General features: G+C 73.1%; 20 protein-coding genes. 4 read left to right on the top strand and 16 right to left on the bottom strand.

Features of this window, described 5'->3' with window-relative positions; genetic code table 11:
* Nucleotides 1–102: 102 nt before the first annotated feature.
* A complete protein-coding gene (locus GXP74_RS10160) occupies nucleotides 103–771 on the top strand; it encodes a nitroreductase family protein (RefSeq protein ID WP_182456340.1) in 669 nt (222 codons plus the stop codon).
* Between the two features lie 22 nt (nucleotides 772–793).
* Here GXP74_RS10160 and GXP74_RS10155 read toward each other — a convergent pair whose 3' ends face one another.
* The 7 genes from GXP74_RS10155 to GXP74_RS10125 form a co-directional block, all read right to left on the bottom strand.
* Entirely contained in the window at nucleotides 794–1,354 is a 561-nt protein-coding gene (locus tag GXP74_RS10155; RefSeq protein WP_182451166.1) for a GNAT family N-acetyltransferase, read from the bottom strand.
* Nucleotides 1,355–1,424: 70 nt separating this feature from the next.
* On the bottom strand, nucleotides 1,425–2,063 hold the full coding sequence (locus GXP74_RS10150) for a sulfite oxidase-like oxidoreductase (protein ID WP_182451165.1): 639 nt from the start codon (nucleotides 2,061–2,063) through the stop codon (nucleotides 1,425–1,427).
* A gap of 72 nt (nucleotides 2,064–2,135) precedes the next feature.
* Nucleotides 2,136–2,618, bottom strand: coding sequence for a bacterioferritin (gene bfr, locus GXP74_RS10145; protein WP_182451164.1), 483 nt, complete (start codon nucleotides 2,616–2,618; stop codon nucleotides 2,136–2,138).
* A 97-nt stretch (nucleotides 2,619–2,715) separates the two neighbouring features.
* Nucleotides 2,716–3,342, bottom strand: coding sequence for a class F sortase (locus GXP74_RS10140; protein ID WP_182451163.1), 627 nt, complete (start codon nucleotides 3,340–3,342; stop codon nucleotides 2,716–2,718).
* On the bottom strand, nucleotides 3,332–3,811 hold the full coding sequence (locus GXP74_RS10135; RefSeq protein ID WP_182451162.1) for a hypothetical protein: 480 nt from the start codon (nucleotides 3,809–3,811) through the stop codon (nucleotides 3,332–3,334). The genes GXP74_RS10140 and GXP74_RS10135 overlap by 11 nt, the downstream gene beginning before the upstream one ends.
* A 212-nt stretch (nucleotides 3,812–4,023) precedes the next feature.
* Entirely contained in the window at nucleotides 4,024–4,257 is a 234-nt protein-coding gene (locus tag GXP74_RS10130) for a bacterioferritin-associated ferredoxin (RefSeq protein ID WP_182451161.1), read from the bottom strand.
* 156 nt (nucleotides 4,258–4,413) lie between these two features.
* Nucleotides 4,414–5,763: a class II 3-deoxy-7-phosphoheptulonate synthase gene (locus tag GXP74_RS10125; RefSeq protein WP_182451160.1), complete on the bottom strand. Its 1,350-nt coding sequence runs from the start codon at nucleotides 5,761–5,763 to the stop codon at nucleotides 4,414–4,416.
* Nucleotides 5,764–6,098: 335 nt separating this feature from the next.
* On the opposite strand from GXP74_RS10125, the gene GXP74_RS10120 reads away from it, so the two are divergent.
* Nucleotides 6,099–8,087: an anthranilate synthase family protein gene (locus tag GXP74_RS10120; RefSeq protein WP_182451159.1), complete on the top strand. Its 1,989-nt coding sequence runs from the start codon at nucleotides 6,099–6,101 to the stop codon at nucleotides 8,085–8,087.
* A 12-nt stretch (nucleotides 8,088–8,099) separates the two neighbouring features.
* Here GXP74_RS10120 and GXP74_RS10115 read toward each other — a convergent pair whose 3' ends face one another.
* From GXP74_RS10115 to GXP74_RS10090, 6 genes are all read right to left on the bottom strand, one after another.
* Nucleotides 8,100–8,513, bottom strand: coding sequence for an FMN-binding protein (locus GXP74_RS10115; protein WP_182451158.1), 414 nt, complete (start codon nucleotides 8,511–8,513; stop codon nucleotides 8,100–8,102).
* A 40-nt stretch (nucleotides 8,514–8,553) separates the two neighbouring features.
* Entirely contained in the window at nucleotides 8,554–9,933 is a 1,380-nt protein-coding gene (locus GXP74_RS10110; RefSeq protein ID WP_182451157.1) for a ferric reductase-like transmembrane domain-containing protein, read from the bottom strand.
* A gap of 160 nt (nucleotides 9,934–10,093) precedes the next feature.
* Nucleotides 10,094–11,119 carry a 6-phosphofructokinase gene (locus tag GXP74_RS10105; protein WP_182451156.1) on the bottom strand — a complete coding sequence of 342 codons (1,026 nt, stop codon included), beginning with the start codon at nucleotides 11,117–11,119 and terminating at the stop codon, nucleotides 10,094–10,096.
* Nucleotides 11,120–11,215: 96 nt separating this feature from the next.
* Nucleotides 11,216–11,893 (bottom strand): response regulator transcription factor, encoded by a 678-nt coding sequence (locus GXP74_RS10100; protein ID WP_182451155.1) that lies wholly within the window; start codon nucleotides 11,891–11,893, stop codon nucleotides 11,216–11,218.
* On the bottom strand, nucleotides 11,890–13,155 hold the full coding sequence (gene macS / locus GXP74_RS10095) for a MacS family sensor histidine kinase (RefSeq protein ID WP_182451154.1): 1,266 nt from the start codon (nucleotides 13,153–13,155) through the stop codon (nucleotides 11,890–11,892). Before macS ends, GXP74_RS10100 begins: the two co-directional genes overlap by 4 nt.
* Nucleotides 13,156–13,176: 21 nt before the next feature.
* Entirely contained in the window at nucleotides 13,177–13,884 is a 708-nt protein-coding gene (locus GXP74_RS10090) for a 1-acyl-sn-glycerol-3-phosphate acyltransferase (RefSeq protein WP_182456339.1), read from the bottom strand.
* 146 nt (nucleotides 13,885–14,030) lie between these two features.
* On the opposite strand from GXP74_RS10090, the gene GXP74_RS10085 reads away from it, so the two are divergent.
* Nucleotides 14,031–14,789: a carboxylesterase gene (locus tag GXP74_RS10085; protein WP_182451153.1), complete on the top strand. Its 759-nt coding sequence runs from the start codon at nucleotides 14,031–14,033 to the stop codon at nucleotides 14,787–14,789.
* The gene (locus GXP74_RS10080) at nucleotides 14,786–15,358 is read left to right on the top strand and encodes a hypothetical protein (RefSeq protein ID WP_182451152.1); all 573 of its coding nucleotides are present in this window, start codon (nucleotides 14,786–14,788) and stop codon (nucleotides 15,356–15,358) included. Before GXP74_RS10085 ends, GXP74_RS10080 begins: the two co-directional genes overlap by 4 nt.
* Nucleotides 15,359–15,403: 45 nt before the next feature.
* On the opposite strand, the gene GXP74_RS10075 is transcribed toward GXP74_RS10080, so the two are convergent.
* The 3 genes from GXP74_RS10075 to GXP74_RS10065 all read right to left on the bottom strand — a co-directional run bounded on the left by GXP74_RS10075 (nucleotide 15,404) and on the right by GXP74_RS10065 (nucleotide 17,912).
* Entirely contained in the window at nucleotides 15,404–16,168 is a 765-nt protein-coding gene (locus GXP74_RS10075; RefSeq protein WP_182451151.1) for an endonuclease/exonuclease/phosphatase family protein, read from the bottom strand.
* Nucleotides 16,169–16,266: 98 nt separating this feature from the next.
* A complete protein-coding gene (locus tag GXP74_RS10070; RefSeq protein ID WP_182451150.1) occupies nucleotides 16,267–17,208 on the bottom strand; it encodes an ROK family glucokinase in 942 nt (313 codons plus the stop codon).
* Nucleotides 17,209–17,471: 263 nt separating this feature from the next.
* Entirely contained in the window at nucleotides 17,472–17,912 is a 441-nt protein-coding gene (locus GXP74_RS10065; protein WP_182451149.1) for a DUF5304 family protein, read from the bottom strand.
* Between the last annotated feature and the right edge of the window lie 67 nt (nucleotides 17,913–17,979).

Genomic DNA, 17,979 nt, shown 5'->3' with positions numbered 1-17,979 from the left:
CTCCCCGGCCGCGTCGGCGGCCCCCGCCCTCAGCCGGGCGGGGGCTGATCGGTAGGCTTCATGGGCATGAGCTCACCTGCCCCGGCTGACCTTTTCGAGAGCATGGCCACCATGCCGGCCATGCGCCGTCTGAGCACCGAACCGGTGTCGGACGAGATGCTGGAAAGACTCGTCCAGGCCGCGGTGTACGGGCCGAGCGGGTCCAACGCCCAGGACTACCAGTACGTCCTGGTGACGGACCGCCAGGTGATGGCCGGGCTGGCCCCGCTGTGGACGCGCTGCGTCGACGCCTACATCGCCTCGGTCGGCCGCACCCTCGCGGCGACCATGGACGACGAGTCCTACGAACTGATGCGGGCCGAGATCGAGTACCAGCGCGACCACTTCGCGGACACCCCGGCCCTGGTCATCCCGTGCTACCACCTGCCGAAGGTGAACGCCGACCTGGACGGGCTGCGCGGGGTGGTCACCCAGCTCGGCACCGCCGGGCTGGGGCGGCTGGCCGCGCACGGCGGCCGGATCAGCCTGCTGGCGGAGGCCTCCAGCGTCTACCCGGGCACGCAGAACCTGCTGCTGGCGGCGCGCACGCTGGGCCTGGGCGCGAGCCTGACCATCTGGCACCTGATGCTGGAGCGGGAGTGGAAGGCCGCCCTGGGCATCCCCTCCGAGGTGCACACCTTCGCGGTGATCCCGATCGGCTGGCCGCTGGACCCGTTCGGTCCGGTGGACCGCCGACCGGTGGCCGAGGTGCTGCACCGCGACCGCTGGTGACCACCGGCCGCGGCTGACCGGCTCACACCGGCAGCGCCGCCGCGCCGGCGCGGTCGATCCGCTGGACGACGTCGATCCCGGTCTCGGCCGGGGCCGCCGACCGCTCCGGGTCGGTGGTCCGGGCGACCACGGTGAAGCCGAGCCGCCGCGGCACCGCACCGCTGGCCAGGTTGGCCTCGTCGTGGTGCACCTCCACATGGGTGGTGCCGGGCAGGTCGAAGGCCGCGCGGGTGAGCGCGGCGGCGGTCATGGTGACCAGGCCCCGGCCGGTCCAGCCGGGGTGGAGCCAGTAGCCGACCTCCAGGCCGCCCGGGCCGATCCGCCGCATCAGACTGGAGCTGCCGACCAGCACCCCGCCGGTGGTGATCGCGTAGTTGTACGCCGCGCCGGACTCCCAGTCCCGCTCCGCCCGCTCCAGGTAGTCCCGGACCGCCTCGCGGCAGTGCCCGGACGCCCAGGGCATCCACGGCAGCAGGTGCTCCAGCGACTCGGTGATCACCCGGTCGAGCGGGTCGAGGTCGTCCCGCCGGTAGCGGCGCAGCAGGACCAGGTCACGGCTCAGGGTCTCGGGTGGGTGCTCCATCCCGTGATCCTGCCGAACCCGCCGCCCGCCGGGCAACCGGTTTGCCGGGCGGTCGGCCTGCCGGACCCGGTCAGAACTCCGGTCCTTCGCCCGGCTCCTCCTGGTAGGAGAAGCGCTGCTCGGCCCAGGGGTCGCCGAGGTTGTGGTAGCCGCGCTCCTCCCAGAAGCCGCGCCGGTCGGCGGTCATGTACTCGACCGCGCGGACCCACTTGGGGCCCTTCCAGGCGTACAGCCCGGGGACGACCAGCCGGACCGGGAAGCCGTGCTCGACGGTCAGCGCCTCGCCGTTGCGGTGGGTCGCGAAGACCGTCTCCGGAGCGGCGAAGTCGGCCATCCGGAGGTTGGCGCTGTAGCCGTACTCCGCCCAGACCATGACGTGGGTGGTGCCGGGGGCGGGCGGGACCAGGTCGAGCACGGTCCGCGCGGCCACGCCGCCCCAGCGGCTGCCCAGCATCGAGAAGCGGGTCACGCAGTGGAAGTCGGCGGTGACCGCCACCCGCGGCAGGGCCATGAAGCGCTCATGGTCCCAGCTGGTCTTGGCGCCGTCCCCGGTCGCCCCGAACACCTGGAAGTCCCAGGTCCGCGGCTTGAACCGAGGCACCGGACCGTAGTGCAGCACCGGCCAGCCGCGCTGCTCCCGCTGCCCCGGCGGGAGCCCGGCCGAGCCGTCGGCGTGGGCCCTGGCCTGCTCGTTCTCGGACTGACCCATGTCCCCATGGTGACAGATCCGGTGAAAAGCCCGCGCGGAGGGGCAGTCGGGGTGTAGAGGGCCCGAGGTGGCTCAGGAGGTCTCGGGCTGCTCGATCAGCTGGGCGATGTAGAGCGCGTCGCCGAGCTTCTCGACCAGCTGGAGCTGGGTCTCCAGGTAGTCGATGTGGTGCTCCTCGTCCTTGAGGATGTCCTCGAAGATCTTGGCCGAGGTGATGTCGCCCTTGGCCCGCATCACCACGATCCCGCGCCGCAGCCGGTCGATGGCCTCGATCTCGACCTGGGTGTCGGCCTCGAACATCTCCTTGACCGTCTCGCCGATCCGGATGTGGAACAGCCGCTGGTAGTTCGGCAGCCCCTCCAGGAAGAGGATCCGGTCGGTCAGCACCTCCGCGTGCTTCATCTCGTCGAACGACTCGTGCCGGGTGTACTCGGCGAGTTTCGTCCACCCGTTGTTCTCCTGCATCCGCGAATGCAGGAAGTACTGGTTGATGGCGGTGAGCTCCGCCGTCAACTGCTCGTTGAGGAATTCGATTACTTCAGGGTCACCCTGCACGGCAGCGCGATTCCTTTCCGGGTAGCCGATGCTTGGCGCATCCTCGCACCACAGATCGACTACGTCCAGTAAGTGCACACTTACCCAGTGCTACCAATCAGCCGTCAGGTCCGGTCAGGTGGGCGAAGACCACCACGTTGCCCAGGTACCCGGTGGCCCTGGTGTAGCCCCCGCCGCAGGTGATCAGCCGCAGCTCCGGGTTGTCGGTCCGGCCGTAGACCAGCCGGTCGGGGAAGTCGGACCGGGGGTAGACCTCGACCGCGTCCACGGTGAACTCCGCCGTCCGGTGGTCGCGCCGCTCGACGTCCACCGTGTCGCCGGTGTGCACCGCGCCGAGGCCGTAGAAGACGGCGGGGCCGTGGGCGTTGTCGACGTGCCCGGCGATGATCGCCGGTCCGGTCGTGCCCGGGGTCGGCCCGCCGCTGTACCACCCGGCCGTGCCCGGACGGTCGGTCGGCGGCGTGGCGAGGTGCCCGGCGGCGTCCAGGCCGAGCCCGGTCAGCGGGGCGTCCACACCGATGGCCGGGATCCGGATCCGGACCGGGGGCGAGGCGGGCAGCGGCGGCGCGCCGGGGACGTCCGCCATCGCCGACCCCGGACCGGCGTCGGCCGCGGAGGGCTGCGGCGGTTGCCCCGCAGCCATTCCGCGACCGAGCAGGACCAGTCCGAGGACCAGCAGGACCGAGGCGCCGAGGCGACGGGGGCTGCCGGGCTCAGCTCCCATCGCGGCTGCGCCGGTGCCGGTAGGTCAGCACCGCGGCGGCGAGCAGCAGCGCCCCGCCGCCGGCCTCCTGGACCAGGTCGCCGCCGGTGACGCTGCCGCCGACGCCGGTGTGGGCCGGGCCCTGCGGCATCTGGCCGCCGTCCTGGGAGCTGATGGTCAGGTCGGCCTGGAACGACGAGGTGCTGTCACCCGCCGCGCAGGCACCGGAGATGGTGTAGCTGCCCGCCGAGATCGAGGCGCTGACGGTGGCCGAGGCCGAGTAGAAGCCGGGCTGTCCGGACAGCGGCTGCAGGCTCACCGGCCCGGCGAACGCCGACGAGGAGCCCCATACCGGCTTGGGGCTCGAATAGGCCGAGCAGTCCAGCTGGATCTGCACCGTGTCACCGGGATGCACCGCCGAGGGCGAGAGGGTGACGCTGGCGGCGCTGCCGCCGCTGGACGCGAAAGCCGCCGGAGCGGCGGTGGACACGGACGCTAGGACGAGCCCAGCGACGGCGACTATGGACAGTGTCTGGCGCACCTGGCACCTCCGTCGCCCGGTGCGGACCTCGGGCAGGGAGCCCGGGTGCGGGGGACACACCAGGACGATCACTGCAAGGATCACCGTCCGTGCGCGGAGGATAACCCGATGGTCGTACAGGCAACCCTTTCGGCCGATGGATTGCTCGGCCTCGGCCGGACTCAGGCGGCCTCGGGGACCTCGGGCACGGCGAGGCCCAGCCGGGCGGCGAGGCGGGCGGTCGGGCAGGGACGGGCGCCCTCGTGCCCGAGGATGGCCTGGATCCGACGGACGCAGGAACCGCAGTCGGTACCGGCCTTGCAGCCCCCGGCGACCTGCCGCGGCGTGGTCGCCCCGGCCGCTATCTCCTCACGGACCCGCTGCTCAGTGACGGCATGGCACATGCACACGTACATACGTTCCGCTCCCGCTCCTCCGAGTCAGCTAAGGCTAACCTTACCGAAGCGGTTCGGGTGCGAAAAGACCCCCTCGGTTCCGGTTGGCCGGATCCGAAGGGGTCTTCGTCACACTCCGCTCGTCACGGAGCTCGTCACGGGGCTCGCCCCGGGGGCTCAGGCGCCCCGGTACATCTCCGCCACCAGGAACGCCAGGTCCAGCGACTGGCTGCGGTTCAGCCGCGGGTCGCAGGCGGTCTCGTAGCGCTGGTGCAGGTCGTCCACGAAGACCTCGTCGCCGCCGCCGACGCACTCGGTGACGTCGTCGCCGGTCAGCTCCACGTGGATGCCGCCCGGGTGGGTCCCGAGCGCGCGGTGGACCTCGAAGAAGCCCTTGACCTCGTCCAGCACGTCGTCGAAGCGACGGGTCTTGTGACCGGTCGCGGCCTCGAAGGTGTTGCCGTGCATCGGGTCGCAGATCCAGACCACCTGGGCGCCGCTCGCGGTCACCTTCTCCACCAGCTCCGGCAGCCGGTCGCGGACCTTGTCCTTGCCCATCCGGGTGATGAAGGTCAGCCGGCCGGGCTCGCGCTCCGGGTCCAGCCGGTCGATCAGGGTCAGTGCCTCGTCCACCGTCGTGGTGGGGCCGAGCTTCACCCCGATCGGGTTGCTGATCTTCGACGCGAACTCGATGTGCGCGTGGTCGAGCTGCCTGGTCCGCTCGCCGATCCAGACCATGTGCCCGGAGACGTCGTAGAGGTTCCCGGTCCGCGAGTCGGTCCGGGTCAGTGCGGTCTCGTAGTCCAGCACCAGCGCCTCGTGCGAGGCGTAGAACTCGACCGTGCGGAACTCCTCCGGGTTGACCCCGCAGGCGTTCATGAACGACAGCGCGCTGTCGATCTCCTTGGCCAACCGCTCGTAGCGCTGTCCGGAGGGGGAGTTGCGGACGAAGTCCTGGTTCCAGGCGTGGACCTGGCGCAGGTCGGCGTAACCGCCGGTGGTGAAGGCACGGACCAGGTTCAGCGTCGAGGCGGAGGCGTTGTACATCCGCTTCAGCCGCTCCGGGTCCGGGCGACGGGATTCGGGGGTGAAGGCGAAACCGTTCACCGAGTCGCCACGGTAGACCGGGAGGGTCACCCCGTCGCGGGTCTCGGTCGACTTGGAGCGCGGCTTGGAGTACTGCCCGGCGATCCGGCCGATCTTGACGACCGGCACCGACGCGGCGTACGTCAGCACCACGGCCATCTGGAGCAGCGTCTTCAGCTTGTTGCGGATCTGGTCCGCGGACACGCCGTCGAACGCCTCGGCGCAGTCGCCGCCCTGGAGCAGGAAGGCCTCGCCCCTGGCGACGGCGCCGAGCCGACTGCGCAGCTGGTCGCACTCACCGGCGAAGACGAGGGGAGGATAGGAGGCGAGGTCCGCAAGGGACTTGCGCAGAGCCTCGTGGTCCGGCCATTCAGGCTGCTGCGCCGCGGGCAGGGACTGCCAGGAGTATTCCTGGTGCTGGGATTCAGCGGTCACGGTCACGCCGCCAAGGCTACGGGGTCAGCCGGGTGATGTGTTCCCACGCCCGTCAGGTGAGACACCGGGTGGACACCGCTGCGCGCGGGACAGCGGTCCGCTATGGTCCTGGTGTGACTGAGAACCCGATCGCCGCGCGGCACTCCCGCAGCTGGTGGTGGACCGTCCCCGAGGCGGCCCACTGATCGCGCGTTCCCACGCATGACTCAACGGCCGCCCCTCGGGGCGGCCGTTTCGCGTTCCCCGCGGAGGCCGCCCCGGGACGGCCGGTTCCACCCACCGCCCGCAGCTCCGCTCCCGGAAGGCCCGTCGCCGTGAACCGTGTGCCCCCCGCCCCGCCCGTGACCGACAGCACCGCGACCGGCAGCACCGCCGCCCTGGTCGCCCGGCTGGCGGAGGGCGCCGAGCCCTTCGCGCTGCTGCACCGGCGCACCCCCCGGCTGGCCCCGGACACCGTCGAGGTGCTGTTCGGCGAGGTCGGCGGCTACGACCGGCTGGCCGAGCTGCCGGTCGCCGAGGGCGCGCCCGGCCGCCCGGTGCACGACCTGCTGGCGCTGGTCCCCTACCGGCAGCTGCGCGAGCGCGGCTTCGAGGTCAGGGACGACGGCACCCCGCTGCAAGCGCTGCGGGTGCGCGAGTCCTACCAGCTGCCGCTGGCGGAGCTGCGGGCGGCGCTGCCGCGGCTGCCGGTCACCCTCACCGACGGCGGCTTCGACCTGGACGACGAGCGCTACGCGGAGATCGTCCGGCGGGTGGTGGCGGACGAGATCGGCCGGGGCGAGGGGGCGAACTTCGTCATCCGCCGCGACTTCACCGGCACCCTGGACGGCTTCCGCCCGGCGCTGGCGCTGACCCTGTTCCGCCGACTGCTGGAGCGGGAGCGCGGCGCGTACTGGACGTTCCTGGTGCACACCGGGGAAAGGGTGCTGGTGGGCGCCAGCCCCGAGGTGCACGTCCGGCAGACCGCCGGGACGGTGGTGATGAACCCGATCTCCGGCACCTACCGCTACCCGGCCTCCGGCCCCGCGCTGGACTCGCTGCTCGCGTTCCTGGGCGACCGCAAGGAGCTGGAGGAGCTGACCATGGTGGTCGACGAGGAGCTGAAGATGATGTGCTCCGTGGGTGACCCGGAAGGGGCCGGGAGCGAAGCGGTCTCCCTCGGGGGCGGTGGCCTGGCCACCGGTGGCCAGGTGCTCGGGCCCCGGCTGAAGGAGATGGCGCATCTCGCCCACACCGAGTACGAGTTGCGCGGCCGGACCACCCTGGACGTGCGCGAGGTGCTGCGGCGGACCATGTTCGCGGCCACGGTCACCGGGAGCCCGCTGCAGAACGCGACCCGGGTGATCTCCCGGCACGAGACCACCGGGCGCGGCTACTACGCCGGGGCGCTGGCGCTGATCGGCCGCACCGCGGGCGGCGCGCAGACACTGGACTCCCCCATCCTGATCCGCACCGCCGACATCGACCCGGCGACCGGGCGGCTGTCGGTGCGGGTCGGCGCGACCCTGGTCCGGCACTCCGACCCGTACGCCGAGGTGGCCGAGACCCACGCCAAGGCGGCCGGGGTGCTCAGTGCGATCGGCGCGGTCCCGCCGCGCCCGGCCGGGGAGCGGGAGGCCCGGCGGCCCAGGCTGGCGGAGCACCACCGGGTGCAGGCCGCGCTGGACGCGCGCCGGGCCGACCTGGCCCCGTTCTGGCTGCGGATGCGGACCGAGGCGGCGCCCGCCGACGGGCAGTCGGTGCTGGTGATCGACTGCGAGGACACCTTCACCTCGATGCTGGCGCACCTGCTGCGCTCGCTCGGCCACCGGGTCACCCTGCGCCGCTACGACCTGCCCGGGCTGGCCGAGGCGATCGCCGCGCACCAGGGGCCGCTGGTGCTGGGCCCGGGCCCGGGCGACCCGGCGGACCTGGCCGACCCGAAGATGCGGCTGCTCCAGGGGGTCGTCGGCGAGCTGATGGCCACCGGCCGCCCCGGCGGCCTGCTCGCGGTCTGCCTCAGCCACCAACTGCTGTGCGCCGCACTGGGGTTGCCGCTGCGGCGGAAGGCCGTGCCGTACCAGGGGACGCAGGCCCGGATCGACCTGTTCGGCGAGCGGCGGACGGTGGGCTTCTACAACACCTTCACCGCCGTCTGCGATGCGGCCGACGAGCTGCGGCTGGCCGAGCGCGACATCGAGGTCAGCCGGGACCCGCTGACCGGCGACGTCTTCGCGGTGCGCGGCCCCGGCTTCGCCGGGTTGCAGTTCCACCCGGAGTCGGTGCTGACCATGGAGGGGGTCACCATCGTCGACGGGCTGCTGCGGACGCTGGCGCCGCAGCCCGCGTGAGCCGCGCGCCCGCTACTTGGCGGCGTCCAGCGCGCTCTGTAGCGAGCCGATGTAGCCGTCGCTGGTGAAGGTCGCCCCGGAGACCCCGTCGATGTTCGCGTTCTGCGCGGTCAGGGCCTCCTGGGTGAGCACCGGGACCGCCTGGGCGTTGATCTGCTCGTCCCGGGGGGTGCTGTCGGGCTCCTCCAGCACGGTGACCCCGGTGATCCTGGTCCCGTCGAAGGCCACCTTCAGCTGGACCGGGCCGAGCGGGGTGTTCACCGCGCCCCCGGTCACCGTGTGCACCCCGGTGGCCGGGCCGGACACGGCGGCCTGCGGCGCGGCCACCGCCGAGGCCGTGGCCGGGCCGGTCTGGTGCGGCTTGGCGGCGAGCAGCAGCAGCACGCCGAAGGCGGTGCCCCCGGCGGTGAGGACGATTCGGCGCATCACATGCCGACCTCTCGGACAGTCGCGGACAGAAGGAGGATCAGAGCTCGAAGGCTTCGTCGTGGATCCGGCGCGGCGGCACCCCGGCCGTGTCCAGTGCCTCGCGCGCGGTGGCGACCATGCCCTGCGGGCCGCACAGGTAGACGTCGTGCTCGCGCAGGTCGGGCAGCAGCGCGAGCAGCGCCCTGGTCTGCAGCGGCTCGCCGATCTCGGTCCGCGCGCCGACCAGGAAGTGCAGCCTGGCACCGCGCGCCCGGGCGATCGACTCCAGCTCGGAGCGGAACAGCACCCGCTGCTCGCTCCCGGCCCGGTAGACCAGGGTCAGCTCGCCGGGCGCGGCCGGAAGCGTCTCGAACAGCGCCCGCAGCGGGGTGATCCCGACACCGCCCGCCAGCAGCAGCACCTTGGGGCTGCTCCGCCGGTCGGCGGTGAACGCCCCGTAGGGGCCCTCGGCCAGGACCCGGGTGCCCGGGCGCAGCGCCGCCAGCGCGCCGCTGTGGCCGCCGCGCTCCTGGACGGTGATCCGCAGGTAGCCGCCGCCGGGCGGGGCGGACAGCGAGTACGGGTTCGCCGACCAGGCCAGCCCGGGGGCGAGGAAGCGCCAGCGGAAGAACTGCCCGGCCCGGGTGCGGGCGGCCAGCTCGTCCAGCCTGCGGCCGGTGACGTAGACCGAGACCACGCCCGGGGCCTCGGTCCGCACCTCGGCCACCCGCAGCCGGTGCCGCGCGGCGGCCAGGCCCGGGAGCACGAAGCGGAAGCAGAGGATCACCGCGCCCGCGCCCAGGTAGAGGCAGTACCAGCAGACCCGGGCGGCCGGGTCGTGCAGGAACTCGTCGCCGTTGCTGAGCTGGTGGAAGAAGACCAGCACGATCGCCGCGTAGGTGGCCAGGTGCAGGTGGTACCAGGTCTCGTAGCGCAGTCGGCGGCGCGCGGCCCGGGCGGAGACCGCGCCGACGCCGAAGAGCAGCAGCGTGCCCAGGGTCGCCTTGACCATGTCCGGGTAGTGGAAGACGATCTCGGTGGTCTGGTGCACCACGTTGCTGTTGTCGGTGAGCGAGTAGCCCCAGATGATCAGCATGACGTGGGACACCACCAGGCCGACCATGTAGCGTCCGCCCATGGCGTGCCAGCGGGCCAGCCGGTCGGTGCCGAGGGTGCGGTCCAACAGCGGTATTCGCGACATCAGCAGCACCAGCACCGGCGCGGTGTACCCGGCCAGCAGCCCGCACAGCCGGGCGCCGTTGGTGATCCACTGCGCGGCGCCGATGATCGCGCCGGTGTCGCTCCACCACAGGTAGACCACCAGGGCCGCGCCGATGCCGATCGCGGTCAGCAGCGCCTGCGCGGCGGCGTCGCGCCGACCGGGGCCGGAGCCCGGTCCCGGATCTGCGGCCGTGCGCGTCGCGACGGTGCTGGTCATGCGGTCCTCCCGGATTGCTGCTGGGACGACACTCTGCCAGCGGTTCCTGTGTGGAGCCTCTGCGGCTCTCGGCCGGAGGCGAGCGAACCGGACAATGGTATGCGCGTCACCGGGGCGCCCCGTGGCCGCCCCCCCGGGGCAGCGGACGGATCGCCCCGAATCAGCCGAAGAAGACGTCGAACTCGGCGTACAGGGCCGGGTCGACGGTCTTGATCCGGGCGGTGGCCTCGGTCAGCGGCACCCGGACCACGTCGGTGCCGCGCAGCGCGACCATGGTGCCGTAGGCGCCGTCGTGCACCGCGTCCACCGCGTGCAGGCCGAAGCGGGTGGCCAGCCAGCGGTCGAAGGCGCTCGGGGTACCGCCGCGCTGGATGTGGCCGAGGACGGTGGTGCGGGCCTCCTTGCCGGTGCGCACCTGGATCTCGTGGGCCAGCCAGTCGCCGATGCCGGACAGCCGGACGTGGCCGTAGGCGTCCCGGGTGGCGTCCTTCAGCACCAGCTGCCCGGCCAGCGGCATCGCCCCCTCGGCGACCACCACGATCGGGGCGTAGTTGATCCGGAACCGGTGCTCGACCCAGGCGCAGACCTGGTCCAGGTCGAAGCGCTGCTCCGGGATGAGGATGACGTTGGCGCCCCCGGCGATGCCGGAGTGCAGCGCGATCCACCCCGCGTGGCGGCCCATGACCTCGACCACCAGCACCCGCTTGTGCGACTCGGCGGTGGTGTGCAGCCGGTCGATGGCCTCGGTGGCGATGTTGACGGCGGTGTCGAAGCCGAAGGTGTAGTCGGTGGCGTTGAGGTCGTTGTCGATGGTCTTGGGGACGCCGACGATCGGCACGCCCTGCTCGCTGAGCACCGCCGCGACGCCCAGGGTGTCCTCGCCGCCGATCGCGATCAGCGCGTCCACCCGGTGCGCGGCCAGGTTCGCCCGGACCCGGCCGATGCCGTCCGGGACCTTGAGCGGGTTGGTCCGCGAGGAGCCGAGGAGGGTGCCGCCGCGCGGCAGCACCCCGCGCACCTCGGGCACGCCGAGCGGGGTGACCGCGCCCTCCAGCGGCCCGCGCCAGCCGTCCCGGAAGCCGGTGAACCGGTAGCCGTGGACCTCCACCCCCTTGCGCACGATCCCTCGGATGACCGCGTTCAGACCGGGGCAGTCGCCGCCGCCGGTGAGCACTCCGATGTGCATATCCGCCCCCTCCGCCGAGTGTGACGAATCGTCATCCCACGGTAGCGGTGCGTGCGTTCGGCGGACCCCGGCGTGCGGCGGCGGAACCGGACCGGGTCAGCGGCCGTCGTCCAGGCCGCGCTCGATGGCGTAGCGGACCAGTTCCACCCGGTTGTGCAGCTGGAGCTTGCCCAGGGTGTTCTGCACGTGGTTCTGCACGGTGCGGTGCGACAGCACCAGCCGGTCGGCGATCTGCTTGTACGACAGGCCCTTGGCGACCAGCCGCAGCACCTCCGTCTCCCGGTCGGTGAGCTGCGGGGCGGCCGGGGTACGGGCGTCGGCGGGGGCCGGTTCGGCGGCCAGCCGGCGGTACTCGCCGAGCACCAGGCCGGCCAGGCCCGGGGTGAACACCGGGTCGCCCTCGGCGGTGCGGCGCACCGCGTCCAGCAGCTCCGCCCGGCTGGCGGACTTCACCAGGTAGCCGGTCGCGCCGGACTTCACCGCCTCCAGCACGTCCGCGTGCTCGCCGCTGGCGGACAGCACCAGTACCCGGGGCGGCGTGGCGTGGCCCATCAGCCGGCGGCAGACCTCGACGCCGGGCAGGTCCGGCAGGTTCAGGTCGAGCACCACCACGTGGGCGGCGGCGGCCGGGGCGCGGCGGACCGCCTCCTGCCCGTCCCCGGCGGTGGCGACCACCTGGTAGCCCGCGTCGGCGAGGTCGCGGGCGACCGCCTCGCGCCACATCGGGTGGTCGTCGACCACCATCACCCTGATGGCCTGCTCGTCGGTGCTCATCCGGCACTCGCCTCCTTGCTGCGCTCGGTCGTGGTGGCGTGCGCGGCCCCGTCCCCGCGCGGTACCCGGAGCTCGATCTCGGTGCCCTGGCCGAGGGTGGAGAACAGGTCGGCGCTGCCGCCGAGGTCGCGCAACCGGCCCCGGATCGACTGGGAGACCCCCAGCCGCCCCTCCCGCTCGGCCTCGCCGAGCCGGGCGGCGGCGTCGAAGCCGGGACCGTCGTCGCGGATGCTGACCACCACCTCGTCCGGCTCCTCCTCGACCAGGATCCAGGCCCGGGCCTGCTCCCCGGCGTGCCTGCGGACATTGTCCAGCGCGGCGCCGACGGCCGCGCCCAGTTCGCGGACCGCGTGCCCGGGCAGCAGCACCGGCGTACCGGGCGCGGAGACGGTCACCCGCGCGCCCGCCAGCGGGGCGATCAGCGACCGCAGGTCCTGCTCCGCCCCGGCATCCGGGTCGGCGTCCGGGTCGCGGTCGGCGTCGGAACGGGTGCGGCGCGGGAGCACCGGGGCGACGTAGGAGGGGTTGGGCGCCAGGCCCTCGGCGATCAGGGCGCGCAGCGCGCGCTCCTGCTCCCCGGCCATCCGGCCCAGTTCCGCCGCCTCGCCCCCGGCCTCGGTCCCCCGCCGCTGGACCATCGCCAGCACCTGCAGCACGCCGTCGTGGATGTCCCGGGCCAGCCGTTCCCGCTCCCGGGTGGCCGCCTGGATCTCCAGCGCCCGGGCCAGGGTCAGCTCACTGGCCCGGGCCACCTCGATCACGTAGCCGATGGCCACACCGGCGAGCATCAGCACAACGATGTTGTGGAGGTCGCTGGCGGTCACCCCGCCCGCCTCGACGATGTCGGCCAGGCCGACCGCCAGTCCGGCCACGGCGGCGGGCAGCCAGCCGCCCATCACCGCGAAGCCGAGCACCGCTCCGGCGGCCCGGATGGTCGGCAGCGTCGGGTCCCCGGCCGCCACCCAGACGTGCGCGTCGAAGACCCGGGTGAGCAGGATCCCGGCGACCGACATCGCCAGGTCCGTGTACAGCCAGCCCCAGCCGCAGCGCTGCTTGGCGGAGAACGGGCGCACCGTGGCGCAGGTCCAGACGCCGAGCACGCCCAGGTAGATCCAGCCGCCCAGGCGGTCGGTGTAGTGCGCGGACAGGTGCGGATAGGCGCCGATCGCGTACAGCAGGGTCAGCAGCCGGAAGGCCGAGACCGCGCGCCACAGCGGCTGCTCCACCGAGAAGCCGCCCCCGGCCCTCCCCTTGCCGTCCACGACGCTCCCCCTCGCCCCGCGCTACTGGTCGTCGGTCTGCTTGCGAGCCTGCTTGCGGGCGTCCTGGAGCTGCCGCTTGGCGGCCGTCGCGTAGATGTCGACGTACTCCTGGCCGGACAGCCGCATGATCTCGTACATCACCTCGTCCGTCACCGAACGCAGGATGAAGCGGTCGTTCTCCATGCCGTGGTAGCGGGAGAAGTCCAGCGGCGCGCCGATCCGGATGCCGGGGCGGACGCCGAAGTTGGGCTTGACCTGGCCGGGCGGCTGGAGCTTCTCGGTGTCGATCATCGCCACCGGGATCACCGGCGCGCCGGTGGCCAGGGCGATCCGGGCGAGGCCGCCGACCTTGCCCCGGTACAGCTTGCCGTCGGGCGAACGGGTGCCCTCCGGGTAGACCCCGAACAGCTCACCGCGCTCGATCACCTCGATGCCGCTGCGGATCGCCGCCTCGCCCGCGCCGCGCACCCCGGACCGGTCCACCGGCAGCTGGCCGACGCCCTTGAAGAACGCCGCCGTCAACTTTCCCTTGACACCGGTCCCGGTGAAGTACTCGGACTTGGCGATGAAGGTCACCCGCCGCCGCATCAGCGCGGGCAGGAAGAAGGAGTCGGAGAAGGAGAGGTGGTTGCTCGCCAGGATGGCCGGGCCGTCGGCCGGGATGTTGTCCATGCCCTCGACCCACGGACGGAAGAAGATCTTCAGCAGTGGGGCGACGATCATCTTCATCACTCGGTAGAACAACCCTGGCCTCCAGATTAGCGAACCACCCATGCACCTTAGTGCCTCCGGGCAAGCTGAGCTGTACGGCTGCCTCGGCGGCATGGGACGATGCGCTGATCCCCCGCGCGGAAGACTTGTGGAAGGAAGCGCAGATGCCGCTCTTGCCCGGTGCCGAGCCGTACCGCCACCAAGGCGGCCCGATCGGCGTGCTGGTCTGCCACGGGTTCACCGGCTCGCCCCAGTCGATGCGGCCGTGGGCGCAGGCCCTGGCCGGAGCCGGGCTCAGTGTCTCGCTGCCGCTGCTGCCGGGGCACGGCACCCACTGGCGCGACCTCAACGTCACCCGCTGGCCGGACTGGTACGCCACCGTGGAGCGCGAGTTCGACCTGCTGGCCAAGGAGTGCGACCAGGTCTTCCTGTGCGCGCTGTCGATGGGCGGCCTGCTCTCGCTGCACCTGGCGGCCGAGCGCGGACCGGCGGTGTCGGGGCTGGTGCTGGTGAACCCGCTGGTGCGGATGCCCGGCCAGGCGCACCGGGCGCTGCCGCTGGTCCGGCACCTGGTGCCGAGCCTGCCGGGGATCTCCGACGACGTGGCGACACCGGGGGTCACCGAGGGCGGGTACACCCGGACCCCGCTGCACGCGGCGCACTCGATGGCGCAGCTGACCCGGACCGTGCAGGCCGAGCTGCCGCAGGTGACCCAGCCGCTGCTGCTGTTCCGCAGCCGCAGGGACAAGGTGGTGCCGCCGCCCAGCGCGGAACTGCTGCTCTCCCGGATCTCCTCGACCGACGTGGAGGAGCGGATCTGCGAGCGGAGCTTCCATGTGGCGACGCTGGACTACGACGCCGAGCTGATCTTCGAGGGCAGCCTGGACTTCATCCGCAGGCTCTCCGCCCCGGCGGAGGGGTGAGCACCGTGCCCGAACTGCCCGAGCTGCCCGACCCGGCCGAGGGGGCCGAGGGCTCCGCGCCCGCCGGTCCCGCCGACGCCGCCGGTCCCGGCGGCGCCCCGGCGCCGCAGCCGCCCCCGGCCACCGACGACGAGTTGTTCGCCCAGCTGATCGCGGGTTTCGACGACCCGGTGCAGGCCGAGGACCGGACCTGGCCGGAGGCCGAGGACGTGGCCGACCTCGCCCCCGCGCCCCGGCCGCGCCCGACCATCGTGCGGCTGCCCCGGGTGCAGGCGCTGCCGCCGGTGGACCCGCGCGCCTGGGTCGCGGCGGAGGACCCGGACGAGGGCCACTTCGTGCCCCCGCCGCCGGAGCCGCTGCCCCGGCCCGAGGCGCCGACCCGGCTGGCCGTGGCCGCGCTGGTGCTCGGCCTGGTGCTGATCGGCCTGTACCTGACCGGACAGCTGCCGGGTCTGGGGGCGGTACTGGGCGGCGGCCTGTTCCTGGGCGGGACGGCGACGCTGGTCTCCCGGATGCGGGTGGACGACGACGATGACGACCCGGACCCGGACAACGGCGCGGTGGTCTGACCCCACCGCCGCCCGGCGCGGTCCGGGGCCCGGTCGACTCGCGGCTCAGTCGACCGGGACGCGCAGCACCGCCAGGACCGGCAGGTGGTCGGTGGCGGCGGTGAGGTCGGCCGGGCGCAGCCCCGCCAGCCGGTCCGGCACCCCGCAGGCCAGCACCTCCACCCCGGGCGAGGCGAAGACCGCGTCCAGCCGCTGGTACGGGCGCTCGGGTACCGAGGTGTACTCGGAGCCCCAGGGCGCGACTGCCCAGCCGTCCCGCAGCCGCCCCGCCAGCAGGTCCCAACCGGGGTCGCCCGGATGCTCGTTGAAGTCGCCGCCGACCACGCTGTGGCGCGCCCCGGCCGCCCGTACCCGCTCCAGGTGCTCCAGCAGCAGCTCGCACTGCCGGTACCGCTCGGTCGCGTCGAGCGAGAGGTGGCAGCTGGTCAGCGAGAACGGCGCGGCCCGGCCGAGCCGCAGCACCGTGGTCGCGAAGCCCCGCTGGTGCAGCCCCGGCGTCCGTGGCAGCAGTACGTCGTGCACCGACAGCGGCAGCGCCCGCAGCCGCCCCAGCAGCAGCGGCCCGGAGGCGCTGAGGCCGCCGGAGAGCAGGTAGCGGCCGGTGGCGCGGGCCAGCCAGCCCGCCTGCTGCCGGGGGAACCAGAAGCGCGGGGACTCCTGCACGCAGACCAGGTCCGGATCGCAGGCGCGGATCACCCGCGCCAGCGCCGTCCGGTCGTCGCGCAGTGAGCGGATGTTGTAGCTGAGCACCCGGACGGTCTCGCTGCCGTCGGGCTGCGGTCCAGAGGCGGGCAGGTCTTCGGCGGGCATACGCCGATCCTCGCAGCCCGCAACGCCGTTGGGGCGCAACGACAGCGCGCTGTTCGAACCGTCCGACCCGGTCGGCCGCCCCGGGTCGGACCGCTCGGTCAGACCTGGCGGGCCAGGTCGCCCGCGCCGACGATCCCGGCGGCCGAGCCCAGGGTGGCCAGCACCACGTCGGCGCGCGGCCGGTGCACCCCGCCGATCAGGTGCTTCTCGAAGGCCTTGGCGACCGGGTCGAGCAGCAGCGAGCCGGAGTCGGAGACCCCGCCGCCGAGCACGAACACCCCGGGGTCGAACAGCGAGGCCAGGTCGGCCATGCCGCGGCCGAGCCAGTCGGCCAGTTCGGCGTAGACCTCAAGCGCGAGCGGGTCGCCCTCCTCGGCGGCCTGGGTGATCTGGCTGCCGGTGATGGTGTCGGCGACGCCCTCGTTGAGCTCCAGCAGCCGCTTGCCCAGGACGGGTTCGGCGGCGGCGCGCTCCCGGCCGTAGCGGCGCAGCGCCCGGCCCGAGGCGTACTGCTCCCAGCAGCCGCGGCTGCCGCAGCCGCAGGGCAGGCCGTCGGGGATCATGTTCAGGTGGCCGACCTCACCGGCGACGCCGAAGCAGCCGCGGTGCATCCGGCCCTCGATCACGATGCCGCCGCCGATGCCGGTGCCCACCGTGATCATGATCATGTCGTCATGGGTGGCCGCGGCGCCGAAGCGGAACTCGCCCCAGGCCGCCGCGTTGGCGTCGTTCTCGATCACGGTCGGGAGCTGGACCAGGTCCTCTATCCGGACCTTCAGCGGCTCGTTCTCCCAGTTGATGTTGGGAGCCATGAGCACGGTGGAACGGCCCCGGTCGATGTAACCGGGCGCCCCCACGCCCACCGACTCGATCTGGTGACCGGCCCGCAGCTCGGTGATCGCGTCCGCGATCGCGCCGACGGCCCACTGCGGGTCGGCCGGCGTGGGCACCCGGGTACGGGCCAGGATCTCGCCGGTTTCGTCCACGACCCCAGCCGCGATCTTGGTGCCGCCGACGTCCACGCCGATGCTCAGTCCCATGTGTCCCTCAGTCTCCGCTGGCTTTCCCGCTGGGCCGTACCGTACCCGCCCGCGAGGGGTCGGGTACACACCTGTGCGTACATTAGCCGAAGACACACGGATTCAGTTAGCCTGGACAGCCTTCAAAAGTCGTAAGCAACCGCTCTCTCGGGACGTACTGGTCGGTACCCGCGGCGAATGGGGCGACATGTCCCGTTCGCCCTTCAGGCTTCGGAGTTCGGGATTCGGCGTACCGGCCGGGGCCCGAGCCGCTGGTCCGGCCGTCAGTCGAGGTCGATCTGCTCGCTGCCGGACGGCTTGGCGGCGGACCAGCGCCGCTCGGAGGCGGTGACCGCCGCCCGGTACGCGGCCAACAGCTCGCCCCCGGCCGCGATCAGGTGGCCGTAGACCTCCGGGTGCTTGCCGCGCAGCGGAGCCGCCAGCTGCTGCAGCCCGCGCATCCCGTCACCGGCGCCCAGCGCCGAGGCCGCCTCGTCCACCCGGCCGCCGACGGCGGCGGCGAACTTGCGCACCTCCTCGACCAGCGGCCCGAGTTCGGGACCGAAGAGGTCGCCGGTCGCGGACTTCGGCTCGGCGCCCGCCGCCTCGCCGTCCTCACCCTGCGGCCGGGCCCGGTTCGCCTGCTCCTGGTGCTGCTGCTTGGCGTCCTCGGCCACGGCCTGTGCCCACACATCCTCGTCGTGGCGGTCGTCGGCAGTCGTCATGGTCCTGCTCCTTCTACGAGGTGGGTCTCCTGCGACGCTACCCGAACCAGCCCACCGGATGGGCGTT

This window comes from Streptacidiphilus sp. P02-A3a (assembly GCF_014084105.1).
In the GTDB taxonomy this organism is placed as follows: domain Bacteria; phylum Actinomycetota; class Actinomycetes; order Streptomycetales; family Streptomycetaceae; genus Streptacidiphilus.
This window is presented reverse-complemented; position numbering and strand designations above follow the sequence as displayed.